Source organism: Kitasatospora sp. NPDC001119, assembly GCF_053598475.1.
The window spans coordinates 1-17,168 of record NZ_JBSFKI010000018.1; the positions used below are offsets into that span (position 1 = coordinate 1).

Consider the following 17,168-nt stretch of genomic DNA (forward strand, 5'->3'; position numbering starts at 1 on the left):
GGCGCTGCTGGCGGCCTCGCACGCGCCGGCCGAGCAGGTCGCCCGCTGCGCGGTGGTCGCGCCGTTCCTGTCCGGCGCCCGCACCGAGTGGTACTCGGTGCCACGCCCTCACTGTCAGGCGGACCGGGATCAGGCCTTACGGGCCTTCACCTCGGCGGTGAGCTGCGGCAGCACCTCGAAGAGGTCGCCGACCACGCCGTAGTCGGCGAGCTCGAAGATCGGGGCCTCGGGGTCCTTGTTGACGGCCACGATGGTCTTCGAGGTCTGCATGCCGGCCCGGTGCTGGATGGCACCCGAGATGCCGTTGGCCACGTACAGCTGCGGGGAGACCTGCTTGCCGGTCTGGCCGACCTGGCTGCTGTGCGGGTACCAGCCGGCGTCCACCGCGGCACGCGAGGCGCCGACGGCCGCGCCCAGCGCGTCCGCGAGCTCCTCGACCACGCCGAAGCCCTCGGCGGCACCGACACCACGGCCACCGGAGACCACGATCGCGGCCTCGGTCAGCTCGGGACGGCCGGAGGACACCCGCGGGGTGCGCGAGACGACCTTGGCGGCGTTGCCGGTGAACGCGACGGCGACGTCCTCCACCGCACCGGCGGCCGGAGCGGCCTCCGGGGCGACGGCGTTCGGCTTCACGGTGATGACCGGCGCGCCGTTGCTCACCCGGGAGTCGACGGTGTACGAGGCCGCGAACACCGACTGGGTGGCGATCGGGCCCTCGTCGCCGGCGCGCAGGTCGACGGCGTCGGTGATGATGCCGGAGCCGATCCGCAGCGCGACGCGCGCGGCCACCTCCTTGCCCTCGCCGGAGGACGTCACCAGCACCGCGGCCACGTCGTTCGCCTTGGCGATCTGCGCCAGCGCGTCCACCTTCGGGACGACCAGCTGGTCGGCGAACTCCGCGCCGTCGGCGACGTACACCTTCACCGCACCGTACTCGCCGGCCTTCGCCGCGATGCCGGCCGCGGCCGCACCGGCGCCCAGGACGACGGCGGACGGCTCACCGATACGGCGGGCCAGGGTCAGCAGCTCCAGGGCCGGCTTGCGCACCGCGCCGTCGGCGTGGTCCACCAGGACGAGAATCTCAGCCATTGCTCAATGTCTCCGTGTATTCGCTGGGTCGGGGGGTGGGGGCGGCTCAGATGAACTTCTGGTCGGCGAGGAAGCCCGCGAGCGACTTGCCGCCCTCGCCCTCGTCCTTGACGACCGTGCCCGCGGTCCGCGCCGGACGCGCCGCCACCGACTCCACCGCCGTCCACGAACCCGCCAGACCGACCTCGTCCGCCTCGATGCCCAGGTCGTCCAGGTCCCACGACTGCACCGGCTTCTTCTTCGCCGCCATGATCCCCTTGAACGACGGGTACCGGGCCTCACCCGACTGGTCCGTCACCGAGACCACCGCCGGCAGCGCCGCCTCGACCAGCTCCGTCGCCGCGTCACCGTCCCGACGGCCCTTCACCACGCCGCCCTCGACCGACACCTCCGACAGCAGCGTCACCTGCGGCACACCCAGCCGCTCCGCCAGCAGCGCCGGCAGCACACCCATCGAACCGTCCGTCGACGCCATGCCACCGATCACCAGGTCGAACCCGGCCTTCTCCAGCGCCTTCGCCAGCACCGCCGACGTCCCGACCACGTCCGTGCCGTGGATGTCGTCGTCGTTCACGTGCACGGCCTTGTCCGCACCCATCGACAGCGCCTTGCGCAGCGCGTCCTTCGCGTCGTCCGGCCCCACCGTCAGCACCGTCACCTCGGCGCCCTCGTTCGCCTCCGCGATCCGCAGCGCCTGCTCCACGCCGTACTCGTCCAGCTCCGACAGGAGGCCGTCCACACCCTCCCGGTCGGTGGTGTGGTCGTCCGCGAAACGACGGTCACCCGTCGCGTCCGGCACGTGCTTCACACAGACGACGATCCTCAAGCTCATGAGCGGTTCTCCTGTCACGGGTGCACGGGTGCACTGATCCATGGCCTCAGGCATGCCGAGGGTACTGAGTGCCAAGTCCGGCCCGGGCACGACCCGCGCACCGCAAGCGCCACCTGGACCGGCAGACCGTGTCGACTCCCGTCGACTGGCGTCAGAGGCTCCACGGAGAGAATACGGCACTCAGTACCCCTCGTAAAGGAACTCAGTACCCTTCCCGCTCCCGGGGCCGGACGAACGGGCGCGGAAAGCGGACACAAGGTTTCCGCAAGCACCCGCCAGATCCCCTCATGGATTCCGCCAGGGCGTCCGGGGACCATCGGCCACGGGGCCCGTCGAGGGCCAGACCTGGGATCAAGGAGGGGGAGAAGGATGACCTTGGTACACGGGGAACAGGACACCACGCCACCCCGCGGGAAACGCGGCAGCACGGCCTGGAGCAACAACGGGCCGTGGGAGACGCTGCAGGACCGCAAGGAGGTGCTGGTGGTCGCCCAGACCATGGTGTACGCGAAACGGCTCCACGACTTCTACTCGCTGCTCGCCTCGGACCTGCGGGTCCACGTGCAGTTCACGGTGGCACCGCACGTGTTCAACAGGGGCGCCACGGAGGTCCTCCGGGCACTGGGCGGCACGGTCCTGCCGTGGGAGCAGGCCGTCCGGCAGGAGTTCGACCTGATCCTGGCCGCCGGCTCCCAGGGGATGGAGCAGTTGCACGGCCCGGTCGTCCGGCTGCCTCACGGCGCCGGCAACATCAAACTGTCCCGGCGCAGCACGCCGGACGGCGAGCGGGCGGCCATCGGCCTCGGCCCGGACTACCTGTGCTGGGAGGGGCGACTCGTCCCCGCCTCCTTCGCGCTCGCCCACGAGGAGGAACTGCTCGAACTCCGGCGCACCTGCCCGGAGGCCGTCCCGATCGCCGAAGTGGTGGGCGACCCCTGCTACGACCGGATCGCCGCCGCGGTGCCGCACCGGGAGCGCTACCGGGCGGCGCTGGGGCTACGGCCGGAGGAGAAGCTGGTGCTGGTCTCCTCCACGTGGGGCAACGGCTCGCTCTTCACCCGGCTCGACGCCGTGCTGCCCCGGCTGACCTCCGAGTTGCCCCAGCACGGCTACCGGACCGTCCTGCTGACGCACCCCAACATCGCCGCCGCGCACGGCTCCTACGCCGTGCACTCCTGGGCGAGGGCCACCGCACGCGGGGCCGTCACGGTCATCCCGCCCGAGACGGACTGGCGGCCGCTGCTCGTCGCCGCCGACTTCATCATCGGGGACCACGGCTCGGTCACCCTGTACGGAGCGATGACCGGCGCTCCCGTCCTGCTCGCCGAGTACCCCCACCGCCACGTCAACCCGCGGTCGCCGGCCGCCCAGCTGGCCGCCACCGCTCCGGCACTCGCCCCCGGACACCCCCTCGTCGACCAGCTCGGCTACGCCGCCGAGCAGTACCGCCCGGAGGAGTACGCCGCCATCGCCGCCCGGATCAGTTCCGAGCCCGGCCGCTTCGACCGCAACGCCCGTCGGTTGCTGTACCGCGTCCTCAGGCTGGGCCAGCCCGCCCACGTCCCGGGCCCGGAGCCGCTGCACCTGCCCGACCCGCTGGACGCGATCGCGGCGGCCGGGTCGCGGCGGGACGGATGAGCGCGACGGTGCACAGGGTGCGGCTGGCGTCGGTCGCGGGGGCGGCCGGGCCCACCGGGGCGGAACGGCCCGCTCGGGCGGAGACCGGGGCCGCTCCGGCGGCCGGGCCGATGGACGCCCGACGGACCGCGGTGCTGTTCGAGGCGCAGGTGAGTTCGGCCGTCGGCACCGTGCACGGGCTGCTGGCGGCGGAACTGCCCGCCGGAGCCGGGCCCGCGTCGGCCGGTCCCGGATACGTGGACGAGCACCTCGCGCTCGACCTCACCCGGACTTCGGCGGCACGCTGGCACCACCAGGCGGACGTGCTGCACGCCGGACGGCTGACGACGGACGGCGTCCTCGCCCGGCTCAGGGCGGTCCTGGCCACCTACCCGGGCTGTGCGCTGGCCACCGCCGAGCACCGCGCCGGAGCACTGCTGCTCCTGGCCCGGGACGGGGCGCCGCTGGTCCTGCAGCCGGCCCGGGCGGCCGACGAAGCGGTCCCGCCGCTGGCCGTCGGCTCGATGGCCCACGCCTGGCTCACGCTCGGCCGCCGGCTGGCCGAACTGGCCCGGGTCGACGTGCTCGGGTGGCATTCCCCCGTGTTCCCGCGGTCCTGTTTCAGGGCCGTGGACCGGCCGGGCGGTCGGGTGTAGCCGGGGGGCCGGATTCCGTGTCGTAGGCGGCGAGGCGGTCGGCCAGTCTGGCCGCCTCCGCCGTCGCGGCGAGTTCCCGGTAGCGGGCCAGCGACTCCTCGAACCGGGCGCGCGCGGCGGCGGGGCGGCCGCGCCGCTCCTCCAGCTCTCCGGCGAACTCCAGCGTCCGGGCCTCCCAATGCCCCGACAGCCGGGCCCGGAAGCCGGCCAGCGCCTCCTGGAGGCAGCGGTCGGCACGGTCGTACCCGCCCAGCGTCGTATGGGCCACCCCGAGGAAGGCGATCGCCCGGGCCGCCTCGTAGTCGTCCCCGATCGAGGCCAACTCGCGGTGCGCCCGCTCGATGGAGGTGACGGCCTCCGCCGCCCGGTCCGCGAGCAACAGCACCTCCCCGTGCGCCAGCCGGGCCAGTGCCGAGCCCCGCAGGTAGTCCTGGGCCTCCCGGATCCGGACCACCTCGCGCAGACAGTCGGCGGCCTCGTCCAGACGACCGGTCATCCGGTGAGTCTGGCTGAGCCCGTACAGCGCGTCGGCCTGTGCCAGCGGCAGCGCCAACTCCCCTGCGAGGTCGAGTGCTTCATTGAACCAACGAGCCGCCTCGGCCGCCTCGCCGGCGTTCCGCAGACCGTTCCCGCCGGAGGTGAGCATGCGCAGCTCGCCACGGCGGTCGCCGTCCGCCCGGGCCGCACGCAGGCCGATCCGGTGGGCCTCGACCCAGAGCCGGGCCGGACGCAACCGGAGGAACAACGGCCACATGGCGTCGGCGAGTTGCCAGGTGGCGGCGTTCCGGCCGCAGGCGGGCGCCCAGCGCAGCAGGTCGGCGAGGCGGTCGCGCTCCTCGTCGAGCCAGCCGAGCGCCTGCGTGTCGTCGGCGAACTCCCGGGCCGGGTGCACCGGCAGGGTCCGGTACTCGCGCGGCAGCGTGCGGTGGCTCGGGGAGACGACCGCCTCGGCGGCGGTCGTCGAGGCGAGGTACCAGTCGACGATCCTGTCGGTGGCGGCGCGGCCGACCTGGGCGTCGCGAAGTCCGGCGCCGTGCCCTTGGGCGTGCAGCCGGACCAGGTCGTGGAAGCGGAACCGGCCGGGCAGCACCTCCTCCAGCAGGTGGACGTCCATCAGTTCGTCCACTAGCCGGTCCGCCGCCACCCGGTCCACGTCCGCCACCACGGCGGCCGCCTCCACGGTGAACTCGGCGAACGGCAGCAGTCCGAGCAGCCCGTACAACCGGGCCGCATCCGGCCGCAGCACGTCGTAGGAGGCGTCCAGCAGGTCCCGCACCGCCTCGCCGTCCGCGTGCAACGCCCCGAGGCGGTCGGCGCCGCGCCCCAGGATCTCGGCCGTCGCGGCGAGCGACTGCACCGGGCGGGCCGCGATCCGCGCGGCCGCCAGGCAGATCGCCAACGGCAGCCCGCCACAGGCGTCCACCACCTCGGCGGCGGCATCGCTCTCGTCCACCACCCGGCTCCGGCCGACCCGCTCGGCAAGGATCTCGGCGGAGGCCTCCGTGGCGAGCGGGCCCAAGGACCGGAACACCGCGCCGTCGATGCCGAGCCCGGCGAGCCGGCGGCGGCTGGTCACCACGACCACCGTGTGGTCCGAACCGGGCAGCAGCGGCCGCACCTGGGCGGCCGTCGAGGCGTTGTCCAACAGCACCGCGATCCGGCGCCCCGCCGCCAGCGAGCGCCAGAGCGCGGCACCCTCCGCCATGCTCCCGGGCACCGGGGAGACCCCGAAGGCCCGCAGGAAGCCGCCCAGGGCCTCGGCGGGGTCGGCGGGGCCTCCGGGTGCGTAACCGCGCAGGTCCGCGTAGAGCTGGCCGTCCGGGAACCGGCCGGCCAGGCCGCGAAGCCACTGCGCGGCCAGCGCCGTCTTCCCGACCCCGGCCGGACCGGTGACCACCACGGTGACGTCGGCCGACGCCGCCTCGGCGGCCAAGGAATCGTCCAGCGCCTCCAGATCGGCTTCCCGCCCCACCAACCTGCGAGGGCAGGGCGGGAGTTGCCGCGGTGTCGGCAACGCCGACGACCCGTGCAGGTGCAACCCGCCGTGGATCGCGCCGGCCTGCACCACCGGGCCGGAGACCGTCGCGGCACCGGCCAGCGAGTTCCGTACCACTCCGTACGGCAGGTTGACGTCGTTCACGGGCACCCGCCGAGCACGGTCGATCCTGTCACTGGCCCCCCAGCCTCGGACGAATTATCGGTGCGGCGCTATCACATGACGTATCGTCAAGTCGAGATTATTCCCAAAAGTACGGCCCCGGAACCCCACAGTGGTATAGCCGGTTGCCCCGGACGCATGCGATGCTCACCCGCGACACAGCAAGCTGGTAGCCAACCGGCGGGGGACGTCACGATGAAGGTTCATCTCCTCGGTTCAGTTGAACTGTCGGTGAACGGAGAGCCATTGGCGATTCCGTCCGACAAGCGACGGCAACTGCTGGCCGCCCTGGCCCTGGAGGTCGGAAGGCCGCTCTCCCACGACTCGCTCGCATACCGACTGTGGGGCGAGGAACCTCCGCCCAGCGCGCTGACCAGCCTCTACAGCCACGTCTCCCACCTGCGCGCACTTCTGCGGCGGGCGGCGCAGGCCTCGGGGGCGAATGCCACCGGGGACGTGCCCACGATCGACACCCAATCGCACACGTACATTCTGCGGGCGGACCCACTACTGATTGACTGGCACCGATATCTGGACCTCTCCGACCAAGCCGGACTACTCGCCGAGAACGGACAGGACCACCAGGCCAGAACCGTGCTCAGCCGCGCCACCAACCTGTGGTGCGGCGAACCCCTGGCCGGCCTGCCCGGCACCTGGGCCCAGAACACCCGCGCCGCCATGGCCGACCAGCACTTCACCACCACGCTGCGCCGGATCGAGATCGACCTGCGCATCGGCCACTTCGCCGAACTGATCCCCGAACTCACCGCCCTGCGCGAGCACCGCCCCACCGACGAACGCCTCGCCGGCCACCTGATGACCGCGCTCTACGCCGTCGGCCGACAGACCGACGCGCTGGCCGTCTACCCCGCCGTCGCCCGACTGCTCCGAGCCCACTTCGCCACCGAGCCCGGCGAACCGCTCACCCGCCTCCACCAGCTCATCCTGCACGGCGACCCGCTCCCCGGGCCGCCGGTACGGAACGAGACCGTACTGACCCCCGCCCCCCAGGCCGTACCGCCCGCCGACATCCCCGGGCGGCACCGGCTGATCGGCCGGGAGGACGACCTCCGCCGCGTCCTGCCCGGACCCGACACCCGGCTCGCCCGCGGCGGCGTCGTCACCGTCTCGGCGATCCTCGGCATGCCCGGGGTCGGCAAGACCACCCTCGCCCTGCACGCCGCCGACCTGATGCGCGAGCACTTCCCGGACGGCTACGTCTACCTCAACCTGCGCGCCCACGTCGGCAACCAGCCGCCGCTCACCCCGGAGGCCGCAGGCGCCCTACTGCTCAGACGCCTGGGAGTGCCCGCCAGCACCATCCCGCTCGACGCCGACGAGGTCTTCGCACTGTGCGCCGAGGCGCTGTCCTCGCGCCGCGCCGTCGTCATCCTCGACGACGCCTCGAACGCCGCTCAGGTCCGCCCGCTGCTGCCGCCCGCCCCGTCCGCCCTGGTACTCGTCACCAGCCGCCAGCGGCTGACGGAGCTCCCGGACGCTCGGCCGGTGTTCCTGGACGTGCTGACAGTGGACGACGCCGTGGCCCTGTTCACCAACGTGGTCGGCCCCGAGCGCTCGACGGACCCGCAGAGCATCATCGAGATCGTCGAGCGATGTGGCCACCTGCCCCTCGCCATCGAGATCGCCGCCAGCCGCTTCAAGGGCCGCCCGTCCTGGACCCTCGCCCACTTCGCCCGGCGCCTCTCCCGGAAGAACGGCAGGCTCGCCGAGATCCGCAGCGGCACCTCCAGCATCGCCCGGGTCTTCGAGGTCTCCTACCAGTACCTTTCCGCCAGCCAGCGGTCGGCATTCCGGCTGCTCGGCCTCTACCCCGGACCGGATTTCGGCGTCCATGCGGCAGCGGCCCTGCTCGGGCGGAGTATCGATGAGACTGATGAGGTTCTGGAGGCATTGTTGAACTGCCACCTGATCCAGGAGATCGCGCCAGAGCGCTATCAACTACACGATCTTCTAAGGGAGTTCGCAGTTGCCCTGGGGGTCGATCGGAATCAGTGGGAATCGGCGGCCCGGAGACTGCTCCGCTTCACCCTGTGCGTCGCCGACCGCGCCGACCGCCTGCTCTATCCACACAGATCGAGAGCATCACTTCCAGGGGTCGGACAACTCGACGACCTGGAAGAGCTTTTGGGTGATATGGACATGAACTCGCATGAATGTGCCAGGACTTGGCTGGAGGCGGAGCACACCAGCCTGGTAGCGCTGACCTCGCACGCACACCGCATCGGGCTCGCGGAGAGCGGTGCCTGGCTCGCCCACGTCCTGGCCGGCCATCTGAACGCCGAAGCCTACTGGGGTGAGGCCCAGGACATGCACCGGGCGGCCGCGGCGTACTGGCGGTCGCAGGCGAACCACCGGCAGGAGTCACGGGCGCTGATCGATCTGGGCGCGACGCTCGCCTACGCCTCCCGCTACGAACCGGCGATCGAGACCCTGGAGGACGGGCTCGCGCTCGCCCGATCGCAGGGCGAACTCGACGCGGCGGCGAACGGTCTCAACCTGCTCAGCCGGCTGCACTGGGAGCAGACCCGACTCCATGAGGCGCTGACGGTACAACAAGAAGTGCTGGCCATTCGAGAGGAACAGGACGACCAGTGGAACGTCGCCCGCTGCCTCGTCAACATCGGCATCCTGCACCGGTCGGTGGGCGACTCGGAATCAGCGCACGCCGTCTACACCAGCGCGTTACCACTGGCTCGTAAATTCAATGACCTGGTTCTCGAATTCCGGATCCTGAACAACTTCGGCGAGCTCCACCTCAGTGCCGGACGAAATTCGACAGCACGGAAGGTATTCGAGCGGATTCTGGACGGCGCAGGCGAGGCAATCCCCCCGCTGGACCTGTCCGTGGCCCGCGCCAATCTTGCGGAAACGCTGGAAATCCCGGGTGAACTCGAACCCGCCCTCGCGCTCTACCGGTCGGCTCTGACGACTTTCCGTGAATTCGGAACCGTCCGCCACGAGGCCGACGGCCGCAACGGGCTCGGGCGGGCCCTGCTCGCCGCCGGTCGGCGCGAGGAGGCCCTGGAACAGCACTTGCTCGCCCTGGAGCTGGCACGTTCCATCGGCACCGCCCGCGAGCAAGCGGCCGCCATGCGCGGCTTGGGCACGTGCGAGGCGGCAGCCGGAAACCGGTCTGCCGCGCTCGCCCATCTGACATCGGCCCTCACTTTGGCCGAGAAGGTCGGTATCGCGGACGAGGTTGCACGGATCCAATCGGCGATCGACGACGTTTGATCGTAATCTTCATATGATCACCATTCATCGAAGTGGAGTTCGATACTCGGATAACGATTTGGATCTTCCCGCCTGGCTATGCGACGCTCTACGCCACAAGCGGCCCCTGCCGACCGAACCGGGACAGGAAGCAAGAGCGCCATGAGCACGTTTGTCTACATAGCCCACATCGCCATCGGGATCTTCACGTCGAGCCCGCTCTGGTGCTAGGCACGTAGGACGACGGCCGCCTCTCCCGTGTACACGCGGAACGTCAGCGTCTCCTGAAGGTAGAGCTGAATCGTTTCGGCATCGTGGGAGAGGTAGCCCACAGAGGCGTCCTGGCCGAGGTGGAGTTCGAAGTCGCCGCCTCGGGTGGAGAGCAGGTAGGCGCCTTCGATGGCCGGGGCCCAGATGATCTCGCCGTCGAGGAGGCGGGTGAGGTGGTTGTGGACCGGGTAGCCGTTATCGCTGGTCTCGTTGACGGCGGTGAAGGCGGCGGCGCCGAGCAGGAGTGAGTAGGGGCCGCCGACGCCGGCCAGGCGGAGGGCGGTGAGGGCGCGGCTGACGGCCTCCGGGTATTCGCGGACGTCCTCGGGGAGTTGGACCGGCGGGTTGGTGGAGGCGGCGCGGATGCCGTCGATGGAGGCCGCGCGGTAGCCCTCGAAGACGGCGCGGTCCTCGGCCAGGGCGAGCTTGCGGCCCGCGTCCTTCACGGGTTGCCAGTCGGAGTCCCGGGAGCCGCGTTCGACGTCGTCCACGGCGTCGCGGCGGACGGTGAAGGGGACGCGCAGCTCGACCACCGGCTGGGCGGTGCGGGCGCGGGCCTGGATGCCGTCCGTCGGGGGGTCGATGGCGGTCAGGTGGCCGGTGCCGACGGCGGCGAGGGTCGCGCCCTCGGGGCCGTTGAGGTCGACGACGCGGCGGCCGGCGATGTGGAGCTTGAAGGTCTGGCGGGCCTCCTCCTCGATCTCCTCCCAGGCGGCGGCGGAGATCGGGGCGAGGTCGCGGTGGAGGTTGTCCATGGGCGGGGTCCTGTTCAGGGAGTCTGCTTGAGGCTGCCGATGCCGAGCGAGCCGTCCCCGGGGCGGGAGGCGGGGGCCGCCGAGGGCGCCGGGGGCGGGGAGTCGAGGAAGTCGGCGGTCGGGACGAAGAACAGCCCGCCGGTGACGGCGGTGGAGAAGTCGAGCAGCCGGTCGGTGGTGCCGGGCGGGTTGCCGACGACCATGTTGCGCAGCATCTGCTCGGTCACCCCGGGGTCGGCCGCGTAGCCGATGAAGTAGGTGCCGGACTCGCCGCCGCGGTCCGCGGAGCCGAAGGTGCCGTACGGCATGTTGAAGCGGACGATCTTCCGCTCCTCGCCGTCCGGGCCGGTGATGACGGTGAGTGCCACGTGCGAGTCGGCGGGTTTGGCGTCGTCGGACAGTTCGATGTCGTCGAGTTTGGTGCGGCCGACCGCCCCCTCCTGCTGCTCGACGCTCAGCGCGTTCCACTTGTCCATGGCGTGCACGTACCGCTGGACGAGGACGTAGCTGCCGCCGGTGAACCCCGGGTCCTCGGCGCCGACCAGGGCCGCGCGTTCGGCGGCCCGGCCCTCCGGATTCTCGGTGCCGTCGACGAAGCCGAGCAGGTCGCGGTCCTCGAAGTACTTGAAGCCCTGGACGGAGTCGACGACGGTGGCGGCCCCGGCGAGCCGGCCGGTGAGCTGCGCGGCCAGTTCGAAGCAGAGGTCCATCCGCTCGGCCCGCAGGTGCAGCAGCAGGTCGCCGGGGGTGGCCGGGGCACGGTGGCGGGGGCCGGCGACCTCCTGGAAGGGGTGCAGGGAGGCCGGGCGGGGGCCGGTGAAGAGGCGGTCCCAGAGCTCGGAGCCGATGCCGGTGACGCAGGTGAGGCCGCCGTCGGGGGCCCGGAAGCCGACCGCGCGGCGCAGTCCGGCGAGTTCGGGCAGCAGGTCGCGGACGGCGGCCTCCCGGCCGGGTTCGACGGTGAGGACCAGGAAGACGGCCGCGCTGGTCAGCGGGGAGAGGACGGCTTGCGATTCGGCCTGCATGGTGGTGGTTCTCCTCGTCGTCGTGGCTTTTCTCAGGACGCCCGGGAGGCGTCCCACTCGGCGCGGTAGTCCGCGAAGATCTGCTTGAGGTGGTGCCCGATCTTCAGGTAGTCGAGGTCGTCGAGGTTCGCCAGCGAGACCCGGACGGACCATTCGGGCCCGTCGAAGCCGCCGCCGTTGAGCAGCACCACGCCGGTCTGCTCGGCGAGCCGGAACAGCGGTTCGGTGGGCTCGTAGTTCTTCTCCAGGAAGGTCGCGAAGTCCTTGCCCGCGACCCGTTCGGCCTCGGCCAGCAGGTCGAGCTCGACGTAGTAGCCGGCCCGCCCGGGGTCGTCCGCGATCTTCATTCCGGAGCCCTCCATCAGCAGGCCGAGCCGCCGGCGGACGATGCCCTGCACCCGCGCCTTGTACGCCTTGCCCTCGGGCAGCAGCGCGAACAGCGAGAAGAGCACCATCTGGGCTTGCTGCGGCAGGCTGAGCCCGGCGGTGTGGTTGAGCGCGACCTGCCGGGAGTCGGCGACCAGCCGGTCGATGAAGCGGAGCTTCCCGGGTTCCAGGCTCAGCGTGCCGTACCGGCGCGCGAGGCGCTCCTTCCACTCCGCGGGGAGGGCGGCGATCAGGTCGTCGATCACGTTGTCCCGGTCCAGGCCGATCACCCCGAGGCGGTGGCCGGTGGCGCCGTAGTGCTTGGAGTACGAGTAGACGAGCAGGGTGTTGCGGGGCAGTTCGGCGGCCAGGGTGCGGAAGCCGTCCACGAAGGTGCCGTACACGTCGTCGGTGACGATCATCAGGTCGGGGTTGGTGGTGGCCACGATCTGCTTGATCTGGTCGGTGACCTGCCGGGACAGCGCCAGGGAGGGCGGGTTGCTCGGGTTGACCAGGCAGACCAGCCTGATCCCGGGATCGGCCAGCTTGGCGACCTCGTCCGCCGGGTAGCGCCACTCCCGCACCCCGGTCTCGACCAGCTTGTCGGCCTGGATCCGGACCACCTCGAAGCCGTAGGTGTCCAGTTCGGGGATCTCGATGTACGGGGTGAACACCGGCACCATCAGGGCGATCCGGTCGCCCTTGTGCAGCAGGCCGTTCTTCGTCAGCGAGTCGAAGACGTAGCACATCGCGGCGGTGCCGCCCTCGGTGGCGAACAGCTCGGGCTGCTGCGGCGACGGGGGCCGCCGGTCCATCAGCTCCTCCTGGAGGTAGCCGCGGACGATCCGCTCGGCGTGCACCAGCATCCGGTCGGGGACGGGGTAGTTGTCGCCGATGCTCGCGTCGGCGAGCTCGTGGAGGAAGGCCTCGCGCTCGAACCCGAAGCGGTCGACGGCGAGTTCGACGCTGCGCCGGAGCAGCTCGATGCCGGGAAGCCCGGGGTGGCCGCGGACGAAGGCGTCGAAGCGGCCGGCGATGCCGGACCGCTCCGGCATGCCGCCGAGGTCGTCGGCGGTCCAGACCCGGCGGCTCTCCGCCAGCGCGAAGTGGCCGAGCGCGAGGCAGGCCTCGCGGGGGCCGGTGCAGACCCAGTTCGGGTTGCCGCGACCGGCGTTGAGCATGTGGGCGGTGGACTTGCCCTTCTGCCCGGGCTCGTCGCGCTGGTAGGCCTCGGCGAGCCGGACGAACTCGGCCTTGAGCTCGAAGGGGCTGAGCCGGGCCAGTCGGCGGATCTCCTCGCGGCCGGTCGTGGGCTTCGTCATGGCGTTCTCGACTCTCCTCGGGAGGGCGGGCGTTCGGCCCGGCAGGGCGACGGCGGCGGCGCCCCGGACGGCCCTCCTCGCCGCACGGCGGCGGCGCCGGTGCTCGACGCGATGATGTGACGGTCCGTCATGTCAGCTCCCCAGCATGCCGACCAGGATCGGTCCGGTGAGCGGGAGCAGGAAGTTGGAGATGGTGTAGGTGATCGTGTAGCCCAGCATCGGGATGCTGCTCTGCGCGACGTTGGTGACGGCGGTGATCGCCGGGGTGCTGCACTGCTGGCCGGCGATGGCGCCGACCAGGATCGGCGGCTCGATCCTCAGCAGCTTGCGGCCGACGAACAGCGAGAGCACGGCCGGGACGGTGACCATGAGGATGCCGGACAGCGGCAGCAGCACCGGGTGGTCCTTGAGCAGCGCCGCCGCGTCCGGGCCCGCGGCCAGGCCGGTGACCGCGATGAAGACGGAGAGCCCGAGGTCCTTGGCGGTCTGCGCGGCGACCGGCGGATAGGCCCCGAAGGTGGGCCGCTGGGCCCGGAGCCAGCCGAAGACCAGACCAGAGACCAGGCAGCCGCCGCCGGTGCCGAGCGAGAGCGCGGCGTTCCCGGCGTGCACGGTGACCAGGCCGATCAGCACGCCGACGCAGATGCCGAGGCTGATGTAGATGTAGTCGATGGCGTCCTTGCGGATGCCGACGCCGGCCTTGGCGGCGAACCGGTCGACGGCCGAACGGGCGCCGGTGACGGTCACGGTGTCGCCGCGGTGCAGCTCGGTGTCGGCGATCGCGGGCAGGTGCTGGTCGACCCGCTGGATGTCGGTCAGGTAGATCCCGGAGGTCGTGGACGGCTGCTCCTCGGCCAGCTCCCCCGCCGTCCGGCCGACGAAGTCCCGGTTGGTGAGGACGATGTCGCGGACCACCAGCGGGCTGTCCAGGCCGGGTACGCCGGAGGTCTCCGGGCCCAGTTCGTGGCCGGTGTCGATGACCGCCTCGCGGCGGCCGACCAGCAGCACGAGGTCGCCGCGGCGCAGCCGGAAGTCCTGGTCGGGGTGGAGGGTGCGGCCGTCCCGCCGGACGCCCTCGACGGTGACCAGGCCGGGCTGGACCTCCTCGACCCGGGCGATGGCCGAGCCCTCGCCCTGGGAGACCAGGTAGGTACGGCCGACCAGCGGGGGCAGTGCGGGCTGCTCGTCGGCGGCCGGCGCGCCCTTGCCGCCGCGCAGCCCCTCCCACAGTTCCCGGGAGGCGTCGGGCAGCTTGATCCGCATGACCAGCGGGAAGATCTGGCTGGTCAGCAGCACGATGGAGACCAGGCCGAAGAGGTAGCAGACCGAGTAGGCGGCGGCCACGTGGTTCTGCAGCTGGGCGGACTGGTCGGCGCTGATGCCGGAGAGGTTGGCGATCGCCTCCTGGGCGGTGCCGACCACGGCCGACTCGGTGGCCGCCCCGGCCAGGATGCCGGCCGCGGTGCCGACGTCCAGGTCGAAGGCCTTGCCGATGCCGTAGGCCATCCCGACGACCAGCACCGCCTCCATGACGCAGAGCACCGCGAAGCGCAGGCCCTTGGCGTTGAGGTTGGCGAAGAACTGGGGGCCCGCGATGTAGCCGAGCGAGAAGATGAACAGGGCGAAGGCGACGTTCTTGACGTCGGCGTTGACGCTGACGTGCCGGCTGCCGATCAGCATGGCGACGATCAACGTGCCGCAGATTCCGCCGAGTTGGATCGGCCCGACGCGCAGTTTGCCGAGCAGGTAGCCGAGCGCCAGGCAGACGAACAGCGCGAGGACGGGGTTCTCCCGCAGCAGGCTCACGGCAGCCGCCCCCGCCGCGGTGCGGGGACGCCGAACGGGGGACGGACCAGCACTAATCTGATCATGGGAATGATTACACCGCAAAGCGGACAATCCGGCACGGCCGACGCGCATCCGAACGGCATCGGCGGACGACCCCGCCGGACGGGCTCACCGGACGGGCCCGCCGAGCGGACGCGCCGGACGGCCCCGTCGGAGACAGTCCCGACGGGGCCGTTCGACCGGGGGGCCGAGGCCGGCTCAGACCCGCAGGGCCGCCAGCTGCTCGGCGAACGGCACCACCTGGTCGGGCAGCGCCGGCGCCGCCGGGGCCCGCCCGGCCAGCAGGGCCGCCAGCTCGCCGGCCGCCCGGTCGATCCGGCGCGGCAGGCCGTCGGTGAGCCCGTCCCCCGCCGCGCCCCAGTCGTCGGTGGCCGCGTAGACGGCCGTCGGCAGCACCACCGCGCGCAGGTAGCTGAACAGCGGGCGGACGGCGTGCTCCAGGGCGAGCGAGTGCCGGGGCGTGCCGCCGGTGGCGGCGATCAGCACCGGCTTGCCGGTGAGCGCGTCGTTGTCGACCACGTCGAAGAAGGACTTGAACAGGCCGCTGTACGAGGCCGTGAAGATCGGCGTCACCGCGATCAGGGCGTCCGCCTCCGTGACCGCCTCGATCGCCGCGCGCAGCCCGGCGCCGGGGAAGCCGGTGACGAGGTTGTTGGCGATCTCCACCGCCAGGTCCCGCAGTTCGACCACGGTGACCTCCGCCTCCCGCCCCTCCAGGGCGAGTCGGCGCACCGTCGAGTCGGCGAGCCGGTCGGCCAGCAGCCGGGTCGAGGACGGCTTGCTCAGCCCGGCACTCACCACCACCAGCTTGAACGCGGTCACTTGGCCACCTCCACGGTGTTCTCGTCCTTCTCGTCCTTCTCGTCCTTGGCCGCGACCAGCGCGGCGTGAGTCGGCCCGTCCGGCACCCCGGCCGGGCGGCCCTTGGCGAACTCCTCGCGCAGCACCGGCACGACCTCCTCGCCGAGCAGGTCCAGCTGCTCCAGCACCGTCTTCAGCGGCAGGCCGGCGTGGTCCATCAGGAACAGCTGGCGCTGGTAGTCGCCGAAGGACTCGCGGAAGGTCAGGGTCTTCTCGATGACCTCCTGCGGGCTGCCCACGGTCAGCGGGGTCTGCTCGGTGAACTCCTCCAGCGAGGGCCCGTGCCCGTACACCGGCGCGTTGTCGAAGTACGGACGGAACTCGCGCACCGCGTCCTGGGAGTTCTTCCGCATGAACGCCTGTCCGCCGAGGCCGACGACCGCCTGCTCGGGCGTGCCGTGGCCGTAGTGGGCGAAGCGCTCGCGGTAGAGGTTGATCAGCTTCTTGAAGTGCTCCTTGGGCCAGAAGATGTTGTTCGCGAAGAAGCCGTCACCGTAGTAGGCGGCCTGCTCGGCGATCTCGGGGCTGCGGATCGAGCCGTGCCAGACGAACGGCGGGACGTCGTCCAGCGGGCGCGGGGTGGAGGTGAAGCCCTGGAGCGGGGTGCGGAAGCGGCCCTGCCAGTCGACGACCTCCTCGCGCCACAGCTGGTGCAGGAGCGCGTAGTTCTCGATCGCGAGCGGGATGCCCTGGCGGATGTCCTGGCCGAACCACGGGTAGACCGGGCCGGTGTTGCCGCGGCCCATCATGACGTCCACCCGGCCCTCGGCCAGGTGCTGGAGCATCGCGAAGTCCTCGGCGATCTTCACCGGGTCGTTGGTGGTGATCAGCGTGGTCGACGTGGAGAGGATGATGCGGTCGGTCTGCGCGGCGATGTAGCCGAGCATGGTCGTCGGCGAGGACGGGACGAACGGCGGGTTGTGGTGCTCGCCGGTCGCGAAGACGTCCAGGCCGACCTCCTCGGCCTTGCGGGCGATGGCGACCATCGCCTTGATCCGCTCGTGCTCGGTCGGGGTGCGGCCGGTGGTCGGGTCGGTCGTCACGTCGCCGACGGAGAAGATTCCGAACTGCATGCTGATCACCACATCCCAGGTAGTCCAACTTTCAACCACCTTAGCATCCGGGTGGGTCC

At 71.6% G+C, this 17,168-nt stretch carries 12 protein-coding genes; 3 read left to right on the forward strand and 9 right to left on the reverse strand.

Features of this window, described 5'->3' with window-relative positions; translation table 11 throughout:
- Window positions 1-129: 129 nt before the first annotated feature.
- Both ACWDD9_RS22495 and ACWDD9_RS22500 read right to left on the reverse strand, forming a co-directional pair.
- Window positions 130-1,092 carry an electron transfer flavoprotein subunit alpha/FixB family protein gene (locus tag ACWDD9_RS22495; protein ID WP_117487223.1) on the reverse strand — a complete coding sequence of 321 codons (963 nt, stop codon included), beginning with the start codon at window positions 1,090-1,092 and terminating at the stop codon, window positions 130-132.
- 46 nt (window positions 1,093-1,138) lie between these two features.
- Window positions 1,139-1,924 (reverse strand): electron transfer flavoprotein subunit beta/FixA family protein, encoded by a 786-nt coding sequence (locus ACWDD9_RS22500; protein ID WP_449812490.1) that lies wholly within the window; start codon window positions 1,922-1,924, stop codon window positions 1,139-1,141.
- A gap of 369 nt (window positions 1,925-2,293) precedes the next feature.
- On the opposite strand from ACWDD9_RS22500, the gene ACWDD9_RS22505 reads away from it, so the two are divergent.
- Together ACWDD9_RS22505 and ACWDD9_RS22510 are read left to right on the forward strand one after the other, a co-directional pair.
- Window positions 2,294-3,562 (forward strand): hypothetical protein, encoded by a 1,269-nt coding sequence (locus tag ACWDD9_RS22505; RefSeq protein WP_241852862.1) that lies wholly within the window; start codon window positions 2,294-2,296, stop codon window positions 3,560-3,562.
- Complete coding sequence (locus ACWDD9_RS22510; protein WP_449812491.1) at window positions 3,559-4,197, forward strand: hypothetical protein; 639 nt, start codon at window positions 3,559-3,561, stop codon at window positions 4,195-4,197. Before ACWDD9_RS22505 ends, ACWDD9_RS22510 begins: the two co-directional genes overlap by 4 nt.
- Here the strand turns inward: ACWDD9_RS22510 and ACWDD9_RS22515 are convergent.
- Window positions 4,163-6,337 (reverse strand): ATP-binding protein, encoded by a 2,175-nt coding sequence (locus ACWDD9_RS22515; protein WP_449812492.1) that lies wholly within the window; start codon window positions 6,335-6,337, stop codon window positions 4,163-4,165. The genes ACWDD9_RS22510 and ACWDD9_RS22515 overlap by 35 nt on opposite strands.
- 213 nt (window positions 6,338-6,550) lie before the next feature.
- Between ACWDD9_RS22515 and ACWDD9_RS22520 the strand changes: the two genes are divergently transcribed.
- On the forward strand, window positions 6,551-9,610 hold the full coding sequence (locus tag ACWDD9_RS22520) for an AfsR/SARP family transcriptional regulator (protein WP_449812493.1): 3,060 nt from the start codon (window positions 6,551-6,553) through the stop codon (window positions 9,608-9,610).
- 206 nt (window positions 9,611-9,816) lie between these two features.
- Here ACWDD9_RS22520 and ACWDD9_RS22525 read toward each other — a convergent pair whose 3' ends face one another.
- The 6 genes from ACWDD9_RS22525 to ACWDD9_RS22550 form a co-directional block, all read right to left on the reverse strand.
- Window positions 9,817-10,614 (reverse strand): family 1 encapsulin nanocompartment shell protein, encoded by a 798-nt coding sequence (locus ACWDD9_RS22525; RefSeq protein ID WP_449812494.1) that lies wholly within the window; start codon window positions 10,612-10,614, stop codon window positions 9,817-9,819.
- 14 nt (window positions 10,615-10,628) lie between these two features.
- Window positions 10,629-11,639, reverse strand: coding sequence for a Dyp-type peroxidase (locus tag ACWDD9_RS22530; protein WP_387966350.1), 1,011 nt, complete (start codon window positions 11,637-11,639; stop codon window positions 10,629-10,631).
- A gap of 32 nt (window positions 11,640-11,671) precedes the next feature.
- Window positions 11,672-13,327 carry a bifunctional aspartate transaminase/aspartate 4-decarboxylase gene (locus tag ACWDD9_RS22535; RefSeq protein ID WP_387966351.1) on the reverse strand — a complete coding sequence of 552 codons (1,656 nt, stop codon included), beginning with the start codon at window positions 13,325-13,327 and terminating at the stop codon, window positions 11,672-11,674.
- A 132-nt stretch (window positions 13,328-13,459) separates the two neighbouring features.
- Window positions 13,460-15,133, reverse strand: coding sequence for an aspartate-alanine antiporter (gene aspT / locus ACWDD9_RS22540; protein ID WP_449812495.1), 1,674 nt, complete (start codon window positions 15,131-15,133; stop codon window positions 13,460-13,462).
- 240 nt (window positions 15,134-15,373) lie between these two features.
- Window positions 15,374-15,997, reverse strand: a complete 624-nt coding sequence (locus tag ACWDD9_RS22545) for an FMN reductase (RefSeq protein ID WP_074002300.1) — start codon at window positions 15,995-15,997, stop codon at window positions 15,374-15,376.
- Entirely contained in the window at window positions 15,994-17,109 is a 1,116-nt protein-coding gene (locus ACWDD9_RS22550) for an LLM class flavin-dependent oxidoreductase (protein ID WP_117491565.1), read from the reverse strand. Before ACWDD9_RS22550 ends, ACWDD9_RS22545 begins: the two co-directional genes overlap by 4 nt.
- Between the last annotated feature and the right edge of the window lie 59 nt (window positions 17,110-17,168).

Excerpts from the sequence above, each read along its gene's own strand:
- ACWDD9_RS22495 (WP_117487223.1), bottom strand. The coding sequence starts at position 1,092 with ATGGCTGAGATTCTCGTCCTGGTGGACCACGCCGACGGCGCGGTGCGC.
- ACWDD9_RS22500 (WP_449812490.1), bottom strand. The coding sequence starts at position 1,924 with ATGAGCTTGAGGATCGTCGTCTGTGTGAAGCACGTGCCGGACGCGACG.
- ACWDD9_RS22505 (WP_241852862.1), top strand. The coding sequence starts at position 2,294 with ATGACCTTGGTACACGGGGAACAGGACACCACGCCACCCCGCGGGAAA.
- ACWDD9_RS22510 (WP_449812491.1), top strand. The coding sequence starts at position 3,559 with ATGAGCGCGACGGTGCACAGGGTGCGGCTGGCGTCGGTCGCGGGGGCG.
- ACWDD9_RS22520 (WP_449812493.1), top strand. The coding sequence starts at position 6,551 with ATGAAGGTTCATCTCCTCGGTTCAGTTGAACTGTCGGTGAACGGAGAG.
- ACWDD9_RS22525 (WP_449812494.1), bottom strand. The coding sequence starts at position 10,614 with ATGGACAACCTCCACCGCGACCTCGCCCCGATCTCCGCCGCCGCCTGG.
- ACWDD9_RS22530 (WP_387966350.1), bottom strand. The coding sequence starts at position 11,639 with ATGCAGGCCGAATCGCAAGCCGTCCTCTCCCCGCTGACCAGCGCGGCC.
- ACWDD9_RS22535 (WP_387966351.1), bottom strand. The coding sequence starts at position 13,327 with ATGACGAAGCCCACGACCGGCCGCGAGGAGATCCGCCGACTGGCCCGG.
- ACWDD9_RS22550 (WP_117491565.1), bottom strand. The coding sequence starts at position 17,109 with ATGCAGTTCGGAATCTTCTCCGTCGGCGACGTGACGACCGACCCGACC.